Origin of the sequence: Bacillus sp. DX3.1 (genome assembly GCF_030292155.1) — a bacterium.
Lineage (GTDB): Bacteria > Bacillota > Bacilli > Bacillales > Bacillaceae_G > Bacillus_A.
In genome coordinates this window covers 1,822,546-1,836,523 of record NZ_CP128153.1, presented here as the reverse complement: position 1 = coordinate 1,836,523, position 13,978 = coordinate 1,822,546, and the positions used below count along the sequence as shown (strand labels likewise).

Genomic DNA, 13,978 nt, shown 5'->3' with positions numbered 1-13,978 from the left:
AAACTAACTTTCTAAAATAAATTTCTAGAAAGTCAGTTTAAGCAAAAATGCTACAGTTTTAATTTTAAATTTAATTTATTTTGAATGGTTTCTAAATCATTAATAGATAGCCCAACATAACCAACATCACTCGGAGTTATTTCGGTTCCCTCTTTTTGCATACAATGTTCTATAACTCTTAAAATATTCTGACTGTAAATCTCCGCTAAATTTTCTACTGTTATCGTATGAAGTAAACCTGAATTAAAATCAAAGCGGACAGTCAATTGTTTCTCCGTTACTATCCCCATAATTTCTAATACATATTTACGAATCAATGTCGGACTAATAGCTTTACCTGTAGACATTGTAGATGGTTGAAATACTATGTTATTTATATCTTGATCAAACTGACCTAAATAATTAAAAAGAATTGGTAACTGAGAATGATCTGTTTTACTATCATCTTTCATTAGATACTTTATAACTCCATATCCAATTCCCTTATTTGGTACCTTTCGCAACATTTCTTTAGTTCTTTTAATTTCATTACCAATGTGTTTTAATGAGTTCGTTTCTAAAATGATAGGATAAATTGATGTAAACCATCCAACAGTACGGGAAACATCGATTGCCTCTCCTATATCCTCACGGCCATGTCCTTCAAGGTGAACAAGAAAACGTGACTTGTTTGTCCACTCCTGTAAAGTCATACCAAGTGCGGTAAGCAGAATATCATTAATATTTGTACGATATGCTTGATGAACACTCTTCAACAAACGCTCTGTTTCTAATGAAGAAAAAGTAATTGAAACACATGCAATTTCTTCATCTTTTTCTTTATTAACTGGTAATGAGCAAGTTTTAACGTTTTCTATTCCATTCCAATATTCTAACTCACGTAATATTTTCTTACTGTTCGCATAATCTACAAGCTTGTTCGCCCACTCTTGATAAGAATGAGTTTTAGGGGGAAATTGAATCTCTTCTCCTCGTAACCTTTGTTGATAACCCATTGATAAATCTTCCAATAAAATGCGCCAGGATACTCCATCAATTACTAAATGATGTGCAACTAACAGTAAGTGATCCCCGTCATCCGTTTGGAATAGCACCGTCGCTATAAGCGGACCGGTTTCTAAATTAAAACTACGTTGAATTTCATTTGCTTGCGTCTCAATTTCTTCCGCTACCTTCTGTCTTCCTCTTAGATCTCTAATCTCTAAATGAGCCTTCACCATTTCAAGGCCTTGATTTATTTGTGAAACTCTCGTTTCTTTTAATTGATACACCATACGCAACGCGTCATGATGCTCCATAATTTTATTCAGTACTTGCTGAAGTAATATCTGGTCAAACCCTTCTGGTCGATATAACATCATTGCCTGATTATAGTGATGTCGATCTGTCAACTCATTTTCATAGAACCACTGCTGGATTGGTGTTAACGGGACTTTACCTTCTATTGCTTCCTGATTAATTTCTATTGATGTAGACTCCACGTATAAACTTACCTCTTCAATTGTGCCATAACGCATCAGCTGTTGAATTTCAAGCTTATACCCTTCTTGCTGCAAACGAGACGCAATCTTAATCGCCTTAATTGAATCCCCGCCTAATTCAAAAAAGTTATCTTGAATCCCAATTTGCTCGACTCCTAATACCTCTATCCATATATTCAATAACTTTTCTTCTACTTCATTTCTAGGTTTTTTGAAATTAGAAACCATTCGATTTGCTCTTTCTGGTTCTGGTAACTGTGTATAATCTACCTTCCCATTTAAAGTTAACGGGATGGACGGAACGTCCATATAAAAAGTCGGAATCATATAAGAAGGTAAACTCTTCATCAAGTATTGTCGCATGTCTGTTTGATTCCATTGTTGTGTCGTTACCATATAGGCACATAGATGCACTTGTTTTTCTTCATCCACTCTATCAATTACAACTACTTCTTTCACTGCCTCATGCATCTGTAATGGCTCTTCAATTTCACCAAGTTCTATCCGATAACCATGAATCTTCACTTGACGATCTACACGACCGATATACTCTAATTGACCATCTGCGCGCATACGAGCTAAATCACCCGTTTTATACATCCTTTGTTCCTCTCGGAACGGATTAAGGATAAAACGTTCCTTTGTTAGCTCCTCTCTACCTAAATAACCACGCGCTAATCCATCACCTGCAATATAGATTTCACCTACACATCCAGTCAATACCGGATTGTAATGTTCATCAAGCACATAGATTTGTGTATTTTGAATTGGCTTTCCAATCGGAACCGAGCTTCCATGTTTCTGATTTTTATTAAAATGATAGTTCATACATCCAACAGTTGCCTCTGTCGGACCATATTCATTTATAATGTCGACCCCTTTTGGAAAACGTTCTAAAATACATTCTGCTAACTTTCTCTTTAGCTCTTCCCCGCCTACAATCAGCTTTCTTACGCGTGTATTCTTATAATCACCTTCTTGTAAAAGTGATAAATGCGCAGGTGTTAATTTTAATATAGTAACTTTATTTTCACGTAAAATACGATATAAAATAAACTCATTATGATCATCCTCATATACATAAGTACATAGTCCACTTAACAGTGGTGTAAATAAGGATGTGACCGTTAGGTCAAACGAAAGTGATGAATATAAAGCAAACGTATCATCTGCTCCACACACATATTTTTTCTTAGCCCAATCAATATAATTAATGACTCCCTTGTGTTCTATTACTACCCCTTTTGGTTTCCCTGTAGATCCCGAAGTATAAATAACATATGCTGCGTGTTCTGATCCTTGCAGAGGTATTAAATTCCCTCCATCTTCTTGGTATAACGTTGGATCTGTTACATTTAATACTTCACCACTAAATGCTTCTTCTTTCCAATCAAATTGTGTAAGCAAGTGCGTTGCCCTACTATCTTCCAACATGTACACTTTACGCTCTAATGGATAATCAGAATCGATAGGTAGATAAGCACCCCCCGCTTTTAAGACAGCTAGTATGCTAACCACCATATCAATAGAAGACTTAATCATAATTCCTACAATAACCTCCGGTCCTACACCTTTCGCACGTAGTACCCGAGCCAATTTATTTGCACGTTGGTTTAACTCTTCAAATGTAACTTGTTTATCTCTGTGAACTAACGCTATAGCCTTTGGAGTTTTACTTACTTGTTCTTCAAATAGCTGATGAATTGTAACATTGTCACAATACGAGACAGCTGTATCATTGTATTCAGCCAATAACTGTTGCTTTTCTAACGGTGTAAATAAATCAAACTCTAATAGTTTACGTCGTGGATTTTCTATCATCTGGGTAAGTACCTGTACATAATGAGAAGTCATACGTTGAATTGTCGCTTCTGTAAATAGGTTTGTACTATACTCCCAATCTAATGTTAAGCCATTTTCTCCTTCGGTAATTCCAAGAGTCAAATCAAATTTGGCAACATTTCTTTCTGCATCCACGATGTGAAGGTTCGCTTGTTTATTAGAAGACTTTACATCAGCCCTATTACGTAGTGTGAACATTGTATCAAACAATGGATTACGGCTAATATCCCTTTGCACAACTACTTTTTCAACAAGCTTTTCAAATGGATATGCACGATGTTCATTCACCTGAAGTACACTTTCTTTCACATTAGCTACAAGCTCTTCAAATGTTTGGTTTGGAGAAAGTTTAGTACGTAAAGCTAATGTATTAACAAACATGCCTATAACCGTGTCCATTTCGACCTGCGGTCGACCTACGTCTGTAGTTCCAACAATCAGATCAGTTTGTCCTGTATACTTCCAAAGCAGTACATTATAAGCTGCCATCAAGGTCATAAATAGTGTAGATTCATACATACTATTATTCTTTTTAATCTGAGAAACAAGATTTGCAGGTATCTCTGTCGAGATATAATTTCCTACAAATTGTTGCACCGGCGGTCGTACATTATCAGTAGGTAATTCTAAGTTCGGCAATTCTCCTGAAAAAACATCTAACCAGTATGCTTCATGTTCTGCCATCTTTTCTATGTTAGCTTGTTGCTTCTGCCATACAGCATAATCTTTATATTGAATCTGATTTACTGGTAATATAATCTCTTCGTTTTCATACAACTGAACAAACTCTTTAAGAAATAGATCCATAGACACTCCATCTGAAATAATATGATGCATATCTATCATAATTATTGACGTATTGTCTGGAAGGTTCAACACTTCTGTACGCAATAAAGGTGCCCTACTTAAATCAAATGGGCGAACAAATTCTTTTTGTATGCGTTCTATATCCTCGTACTTTACTTCGCTTTGTTTAATTTTATATGAAACAGATGGATGAATATATTGCACTAATTCATCACCTTCCATTCCGAACATTGTCCGAAATGCTTCATGTCTTTCAATTAATATTTGAAACACTCTACTTAAACGCTTATAGTCTAAACCAGAATCTACTTTTAACATTAATGGCATATTATAAGCCGTATTGACATTTTCCAATTGATTAACAACATACAATCTCTGTTGTGCAAATGTAACAGGATAACAAGGTGCTTCTTCTGTTTTTTCAATTTTTATATACGTTTGATACTGATTTCCTCTTACAAATGTAGCGAATTCTCGAATCGTTGGTTGTTGAAATACATCTCGAAGTGCACAATCTATCTGAAACTCCTTCTGTATACGCCCGATAAGTTGCATCGCCTTTAAAGAGTGCCCCCCAGAAGCAAAGAAGTTATCCAACGTACCAATATGTGATACCCCTAAAATCCCCTTCCAAATCTCTACTAATTTCTCCTCTAATTCATCTTCAGGTGCTCGATACATTGTATCAGAATCGATCTTCTCTGGTACTGGAAGTAGTTGGTTATCGATTTTCCCATTTACTGTGAGCGGAAGTTTCTCTAACTGACAAAATGCCGATGGCATCATATAATCTGGTAATCGAGTGGAGAAGTACGCTCGAAGAGAAGATTCTGTATATTCTTCCTCTTCCATTCCTTCTACCAGTACATAATACGCACACAAGTATGCATCTCCCTGTGAGTCTTGTAATGGTACCACAGCCGCTTCTTGAATTGCCTCATGATTCAAGAAATGGCTCACGATTTCACCCGGTTCGATGCGATGCCCTCGAATTTTAATCTGTTTATCTATTCTACCAATATATTCAATATTCCCATCTACCAGCCAGCGTACCATATCTCCTGTTCGATATAATCTCTCTCCTGGAACAAATGGATTATCAATAAATTTTTCCGTAGTTAACTCTGGTTTATTCAAATATCCCCGTGCAACACCTGCTCCTCCAACGTATAACTCTCCTGGAATCCCTACAGGGCACAACTGTTGATACGGATTCAATACATACGCTGTCGAGTTTGCAATTGGCCGTCCAATCGGAATACTCGCTTCATACGTATCCTCAATTAAAAAGGTGGTAGAAAAAGTCGTATTTTCTGTCGGACCATAGCCATTTATCAATTTTAGATTTGGATAACGCTCTCGCACTGCATTAATATGATATGGAGATAGTACATCTCCTCCCACAATTAACGAAGTCAAGTTTTCAAACACCTCTAGGTGTTGTTGGGAAATTTGATTAAATAAAGGCGCCGTCAACCACATTGTTGTAATCTTCTGCCTCTCAATAATTTTCTGTAATTTAAACGGATTCAACAACGTGTCTTTCTCAATTAGAGATAGCGTCAAGCCATTTAATAAAGCACCCCAAATCTCAAAAGTAGATGCATCAAAAACAATTGCTCCCGTTAAAAGCAGACGCCCTTGAGATAGATCAGTAAAGTTCGTATTTTTGATCAAACGAACAACATTTCGTTGTTCTACCATTACACCTTTCGGTTGACCAGTAGAACCAGATGTATATAATACATACGCTAAATCCTTCGGATGACTTAATACAATTGGTGAATCCTCTCTACCTTCTAACTCATTTATAGAACTCAATTGAATGACTTCTCCACCAAGTATCGTTTCATCCCAGTCATAATTTTCTGTCGCAACTACTAAGTCCAGCCCACTATCCTGCATCATATATTGTTTCCGTTCAAGCGGATAATTCGGATCAATTGGTAAATAAGCGCCTCCTGCTTTTAAAATAGCTACCATGGATACCAATGTCTCTAACGAATGTTCACCTAGTAATCCAACAAGTGTATCAGCTTTTACCCCTTTCGCTTGCAAGCGGTGAGCCAATCCATTCGCTTTCCTATCAAGCTCTCGATACGTCATACTCTGTTCTCCGTATACAAGCGCAACTTGATCTGGGTATTTTTGTACCTGTTCTTCAAATAGCTCTGCCAAAGATTTATTTTTTGGATATGCTGTTTCCGTTTTATTATATTGAACAATCAATCTTTCTTTCTCTTCTTCCGTTGTCACATCTATATTTGCAATCACAACGTCTGGATGATTTGCGATCTTCTGTAATATTGTACAAAAGTGTGTACTCATTTGTTCTATTGTCTCACGTGTAAATAGTGCGGTGCTGTATTCAAACCGAAGGTGCAATTCCCCCTCTTCCTCTACCGCACCTACAGTCACATCCACTTTTGACATTTGATAATCAAATGGATATGGACAAAGCATAAATCCTTCACCTTGCGGGACCGTAAGGTCCACATTCTGTAACGTAAATATCGTATCAAACAATGGATTTCGACTCATATCTCGTTGAACTTTCAGTTTTCCAATCAGATCTTCTAACGGATACATTTGATGTTCATAACTTTTTAATACATTCTCTCTTACTTCTTGTAAAAACTCACGAAATGGCTTATCGTTTACTAATTTATTACGTATCGCAAGCGTATTAACAAACATACCAATAATTGGTTCTAAATCTTCGTGTGGACGCCCTGCAATTGGTGTTCCTACTATGAAATCTTCTTGTCCTGTATAACGAGCTAGCAACACATTATACGCAGCTAATAATGTCATATAAAGCGTTCCATTTTCTTCTTTAGTCAATGCCTGTAATTTTTCTGTAGTTTCGCGGTTTACACGTACATCCACATATGCTCCCTCAAATTGCTGCACACTTGGGCGCGGAAAATCTGTTGGCAACTCAAGGATTGGTAACTCTCCTTCCAACTTTTCTAGCCAAAACGCTTCTTGGCGTTTCATCCCTTCGGTCTGTAAAAATTTTTGTTGCCACACTGCATAATCTTTATATTGAATGCGAAGTGGCTCTAAATCACTTGGCTTTTGATACAGTTGAACAAGTTCTTGTAACAGTATATTTGTGGACATACCATCGGTAATAATATGATGTAAATCTACTAACAACAATCGTTTCTTCGTATCTACTTCAAGTAGTCCAGCACGCATTAATAATGGCTTCGTCAAATCAAAAGGTCTAACAAATTCTTGTAACAGCTTTGGTACGTTTTCCTCGATTCCCTCTATCTCTTCTAATGAAAATTCCACCTGGTTATGAATACACTGTACTAAAGTATTTTCCTTCATATGAAATGATGTGCGAAGTGCTTCATGTCGTTTTATAAGCATCTCAAATGCTTTTACTAAACGTTCCTTCTGTAAGTCTCCTTCAATTTCAAACACAAGTGGTACATTATAGTGAACCGACTCTGTCGCAAGTTGACTTGCTACATGAATACGTTGTTGTGCCGACGATACTGGGTAAAAATCGCGAGATTCTACTGGTTCAATTCTTAAATATACTTCTGGATTCATTTGTTCTATTGTTTCCGCCATCTGATATAACACTGGTGAATGAAACACATCTTTAACCTGAAATGTCACTTCAAATTCACGAACAATTCGTGATACAAGAAGCATTGCTTTTAATGAATGGCCCCCAGACTCAAAGAAATGATCGAAACGACCTACTTCCTCTATTCCCAGTACTTCTTGCCAAATAACAGACAATTTGCGTTCCGTTTCATTTTGCGGTGGCACATACTCTTTTGTTATATACATATTTCTATCTGGCTCAGGCAATGCTGCCGTATCTAATTTCCCATTTACTGTGAGCGGAAGTTTCCCTAACTGGCAAAATGCCGATGGCATCATATAATCTGGCAACCGAGTGGACAAGTACGCTCGAAGAGAAGATTCTGTATATTCTTCCTCTTCTATTCCTTCTACCGGTACATAATACGCACACAAGTATGCATCTCCCTGTGAGTCTTGTAATGGTACCACAGCCGCTTCTCGGACTGCCTCATGATTCAATAAATGGCTCACGATTTCACCTGGTTCGATACGATGTCCTCGAATTTTAATCTGTTTATCTATTCTGCCAATATAATCAATGTTCCCATCTAGTAACCATCGAACCATATCCCCTGTTCGATATAATTTCTCTCCTGGAACAACTGGACTTTCAATAAATTTCTCTGCTGTCAATTCTGCTCTATTAAGATAACCTTTAGCTAGTCCATCTCCCCCAATATATAACTCGCCTGGTACACCTATCGGACACAATCTGTGCTTATGATTTAACACATATACCTTCGTATTACTAATTGGTACCCCAATTGGTACAGTAATTACATCCTCTTCCAACTCATTGACTGGATAAAATGTTGTGAATACTGTACTTTCTGTTGGTCCATATACGTGAATCAAACGATTTGATCCAACAGCTCTAAGAGCTTCTCGCACATGAGATACAGATACCTTTTCTCCACCAAACAAAATTTTCCGAAGTCCCTTCATAACACCAAGATCCATATCAACTAACATATTAAATAGTGCTGTTGTGACGAAGGAAACGGTAATACCTTCGGTTTCAATAATATGAAACAGTCGTTGTGCATCAAGTACATCCTCTTTCTCAATTAACACCAACTGTGCCCCATTTAATAATGATCCAAAAATCTCAAAAAACGATGCATCAAATGAAAAACTAGCCATCTGTAATAATCGATCTTGTTCAGATATGCTTATATAGTTTGTATCTTTTACTATACGGCTAATATTATAGTGTGTAGTCATATTCCCCTTTGGTTGTCCAGTTGATCCAGATGTGTAAATAATACTTGCTATATCCTCTGAATTACTATAATTTCCGATAGATTCATTCACTGTTCCTTGCCCATACAATGTTTCATCTTCTAGGTCTAACACCGTTCCTTCAAAAACCATCTCTTCGTCTAATTCTTTTTGAATTAACAAGAAGTTCGCTCCGCTATCTTCTAACATATATTGCTTACGTGCTACAGGATAATTTGGATCAATTGGTAGATACGCCGCTCCAGCCTTTAATACCGCTAATACACCAATCACCATTTCAAATGAGCGATTTGCCATAATTCCAACAACTTCTCCTGAAGCAACACCTTGTTCACGCAATGTCCTTGCTAATTGATTCGCTCTCTCATTTAATGTACGATAAGTCATTTTTTGGTTTTTGAAGACCAGCGCCACTCCATCCGGCTTTTCCTGTACCTGTTCTTCAAATAGCTCCGCCAGAGATTTATTTCTTGGATATGCTGTTTCCGTTTTATTATATTGAACGAGCAACCTTTCTTTCTCTTCTTCCGTTGTCACATCTATATTTGCAATCACAACGTCTGGATGATTTGCGATCTCCTGTAATATTGTACAAAAGTGCATACTCATTTGTTCTATTGTCTCACGCGTAAATAGTGCGGTGCTGTATTCAAACCGAAGGTGTAATTCTCCCTCTTCCTCTACTGCACCTACAGTCACATCCACTTTTGACATTTGATAATCAAATGGATATGGACAAAGCAAAAATCCTTCGCCTTTTGGGACCGTAAGGTCCACATTCTGTAACGTAAATATCGTATCAAACAATGGATTTCGACTCATATCTCGTTGAACTTTCAGCTTTTCAATTAAATCTTCTAACGGATACATTTGATGTTCATAACTTTTCAACACATTCTCTCTTACTTCTTGTAAGAACTGACGAAACGGCTTATCCTTTACTAATTTATTACGTATCGCAAGCGTATTAACAAACATACCAACAATTGGTTCTAAGTCTGCATGCGGACGCCCTGCAATTGGTGTTCCTACTATGAAATCTTCTTGTCCTGTATAACGAGCTAGCAACACATTATACGCAGCTAATAATGTCATATAAAGCGTTCCGTTTTCTTCTTTAGTCAATACATGTAATTTTTCTGTAGTTTCGCGGTTTACACGTACATCCACATATGCTCCCTCAAATTGTTGCACACTTGGGCGCGGAAAATCTATCGGCAACTCAAGGATTGGTAACTCTCCTTCCAACTGTTCTAGCCAAAACGCCTCTTGGCGTTTCATACCTTCGGTCTGTAAAAATTCTTGTTGCCATACTGCATAATCTTTATATTGAATACGAAGTGGCTCTAAATCAGTTGGCTTTTGACACAGTTGAACAAGTTCTTGTAACAGTATATTTGTGGACATACCATCGGTAATAATATGATGCAAATCTACTAACAACAATCGCTTCTTCGTATCTACTTCAAGTAATCCAGCACGCATTAATAGTGGCTTCGTCAAATCAAATGGTCTAACAAATTGTTGTAACAGCTTTGGTATACTCTCCTCTGTTCCCTCTATCTCTTCTAATGAAAAATCCACCTGTTTATGAATACACTGTACTAAAGTATCTTCCTTCATATGAAATGATGTGCGAAGTGCTTCATGTCGTTCTATAAGCACCTCAAATGCTTTTACTAAACGTTCCTTCTGTAAATCTCCTTCAATTTCAAATGCAAGTGGTACATTATAGTGAACTGACTCTGTCGCAAGTTGACTTACTACATGAATACGTTGTTGTGCCGACGATACTGGGTAAAAATCGCGAGATTCTACTGGTTCAATTCTTAAATATACTTCTGGATTCATTTGTTCTATTGTTTCAGCCATCTGATATAACACTGGTGAATGAAACACATCTTTAACCTGAAATGTCACTTCAAATTCACGAACAATTCGCGACACAAGAAGCATTGCTTTTAACGAATGGCCCCCAGACTCAAAGAAATGATTGAAACGACCCACTTCCTCTACTCCTAGTACTTCTTGCCAAATAACAGACAATTTGCGCTCCGCTTCATTTTGCGGTGGCACATACTCTTTTGTTGTATACATGCTTCTATCTAGCTCAGGCAACGCTGCCGCATCTAATTTCCCATTTACTGTGAGCGGAAGTTTCTCTAACTGGCAAAATGCCGATGGCATCATATAATCTGGTAATCGAGTGGACAAGTACGCTCGAAGAGAAGATTCTGTATATTCTTCCTCTTCTACTCCTTCTACTGGTACATAATACGCACATAAGTATGCATCTCCCTGTGAGTCTTGTAATGGCACCACAGCCGCTTCTTGAATTGCCTCATGATTCAATAAATGGCTCACGATTTCACCCGGTTCGATGCGATGCCCTCGAATTTTAATCTGTTTATCTATTCTACCAATATATTCAATATTCCCATCTACCAGCCAGCGTACCATATCTCCTGTTCGATATAATCTCTCTCCTGGAACAAATGGATTATCAATAAATTTTTCCGTAGTTAACTCTGGTTTATTCAAATATCCCCGTGCAACACCTGCTCCTCCAACGTATAACTCTCCTGGAATCCCTACAGGGCACAACTGTTGATACGGATTCAATACATACGCTGTCGAGTTTGCAATTGGCCGTCCAATCGGAATACTCGCTTCATACGTATCCTCAATTAAAAAGGTGGTAGAAAAAGTCGTATTTTCTGTCGGACCATAGCCATTTATCAATTTTAGATTTGGATAACGCTCTCGCACTGCATTAATATGATATGGAGATAGTACATCTCCTCCCACAATTAACGAAGTCAAGTTTTCAAACACCTCTAGGTGTTGTTGGGAAATTTGATTAAATAAAGGCGCCGTCAACCACATTGTTGTAATCTTCTGTCTCTCAATAATTTTCTGTAATTTAAACGGATTCAACAACGTGTCTTTCTCAATTAGAGATAGCGTCAAGCCATTTAATAAAGCACCCCAAATCTCAAAAGTAGATGCATCAAAAACAATTGCTCCCGTTAAAAGCAGACGCCCTTGAGATAGATCAGTAAAGTTCGTATTTTTGATCAAACGAACAACATTTCGTTGTTCTACCATTACACCTTTCGGTTGACCAGTAGAACCAGATGTATATAATACATACGCTAAATCCTTCGGATGACTTAATACAATTGGTGAATCCTCTCTACCTTCTAACTCATTTATAGAACTCAATTGAATGACTTCTCCACCAAGTATCGTTTCATCCCAGTCATAATTTTCTGTCGCAACTACTAAGTCCAGCCCACTATCCTGCATCATATATTGTTTCCGTTCAAGCGGATAATTCGGATCAATTGGTAAATAAGCGCCTCCTGCTTTTAAAATAGCTACCATGGATACCAATGTCTCTAACGAATGTTCACCTAGTAATCCAACAAGTGTATCAGCTTTTACCCCTTTCGCTTGCAAGCGGTGAGCCAATCCATTCGCTTTCCTATCAAGCTCTCGATACGTCATATTCCGTTCTCCGAATACAAGCGCAACTTGATCTGGGTATTTTTGTACCTGTTCTTCAAATAACTCATTTAATGTATGATTTCGTGGATATAAAGTATCTGTATTATTGATTTTCTCAAAAAACAACTTCTGTTCTTTCGTGATTAGATTAAGCTCATTTAACTTTAATTCTGGATTCATTATTATTTCTCGAATCAATTGCTTGAAATTTCCAGAAATTAATTCTATAGTCTTCTTTTTAAACAAGCTATTATTAAATCTAAAACTATACTCTCCTAGTTCTGGTGTAATTGCTAAAACCAAGTCAAAGTTTGTTTCATCATGTATCGAAAACGTCTCAATTTGAATAGCATAATTCTGATTAAAAATATTATCTAATGGATAGTTTTCTATGACAACAATCGAGTTAAATAGGCTATCTTGGTGACTATGATTACTATAAGACTTAATATCAATTAATGAGCTTTGCTCGTACTCTTCCCTTTCAATAATTGTTGAGTTGACCTGATGTAACAATTCTCGAGCTGTCATTCCCTCTTCTTCTCTAACAATGAGAGGAAGTGTATTAATAAAAAGCCCTACCATATTTTCTATATTTTTAATCCTAGAAGAGCGACCTGATACTGTTGTCCCAAAAATACTTTCCTTAGAATAATTATATTTTTGCAATAATAATCCCCATGTAGTATACAAAAATGTTGCTAATGTAATTTTTTCTTTTTTCGCAAACTTTCGAACATCATTTAGCAATTCTGAAGGAAACAAATAAGATAGAGAAGTAGAGCTTTTTTCCTCCTTATTTTTCAAACTATCATAAGGAAGGTTTGTTTGACTATCGTACCCCGAAAAATAATTTCTCCAATATAATTGTTGTTCTACTTTGTTTTGTTGGCGAATTGACTTAATAAATTCTTTCAGATTGTTCTTTACAGGTCTATCACAGACTTCTTCATCATATATTCCTTGATATGTATTAAAGAACTCTCTTAATATTACTCCATTACTCCAGCCATCATATAGTATATGATGATTGGATATAATCATCTCATATTCATTGTTTTTCATTTTACAAAGTGTAATTCGAAATGCCACTTCTTCTAAATTAAATCTTTCACACCATTCTACATTTCGAATAGCCGACAATTGCTTCAGTTGCTCACTTTCAGTCAAACCCGACAAATCGTGTTCTCGAAAATTCACAAAATGAGATTTTAAAATAATTTGAATTGGATCATTTATATTAATCCACCGAAATACCGTACGAAGAGCTTGATTATTTTCAATAACATAATTCCATGCTTTTTTCACATATGATGGTTGAATATCTCCTTTAAGTTGAAGGCATAATTGTACTTGATAAACCTTGCTCTCAGGCTCTTGTAAATAATGAAACAAGATACCTTTTTGTAAAGGTGATAAAGATAAAATATCTTCTATCCTATCGCGATCTATTTTTTTAGTTCCCATGCCGTTTTCACTCCCGA

1 protein-coding gene is annotated in these 13,978 nt (G+C 36.8%); it reads right to left on the bottom strand.

The features are described from left to right. Positions 1–50 precede the first annotated feature (50 nt). Positions 51–13,961: a non-ribosomal peptide synthetase gene (locus QRE67_RS08985; RefSeq protein WP_286124540.1), complete on the bottom strand. Its 13,911-nt coding sequence runs from the start codon at positions 13,959–13,961 to the stop codon at positions 51–53. Positions 13,962–13,978: the final 17 nt, after the last annotated feature.